The organism is Paraburkholderia sp. JHI869 (assembly GCF_038900775.1).
GTDB lineage: Bacteria > Pseudomonadota > Gammaproteobacteria > Burkholderiales > Burkholderiaceae > Paraburkholderia.
In genome coordinates this window covers 1-366 of record NZ_JAYMSC010000109.1, presented here as the reverse complement: position 1 = coordinate 366, position 366 = coordinate 1, and the positions used below count along the sequence as shown (strand labels likewise).

General features: G+C 68.0%; 1 pseudogene. It reads right to left on the bottom strand.

The features are described from left to right. A pseudogene (locus VSR72_RS44085) lies at nt 1-364 on the bottom strand (ribulose 1,5-bisphosphate carboxylase); the annotation flags it as partial. Nucleotides 365-366 lie beyond the last annotated feature (2 nt).

Below are 366 nucleotides of genomic sequence, written 5' to 3'. Positions count from 1 at the left end.
ACGGCGGCAGACGCAGCCCCGTCAAGCGCAGACCCGAAACCTGCCGCAGCTCGAACAGGTTGCCCGCGATCGTGGACATCAGGTTCGGCAGCGACGGCCCGAAGTTCTCGATCGGCCACGACAGCTCGAGCGCACACTGCGTGTAGCGCGAAGACGGGATGCCGCCGGTCAGGCTCGGCGTGCCGCTGTGGCCCAGCACTTCGAGCCGTTCGACCCGGGCACCCGAGCGCGCCTTCAGTTCGGGCGTCTCGGTGGGCAGCGCGACAAAGGTCCCGCTCGACTGCTCGCCTGCGATCACGTCCGCGGCAAGATGAGGGTCAACGCCCGTTTCCAGCCAGTAGCTGGCGTAGATGCGTTCGGTCACGG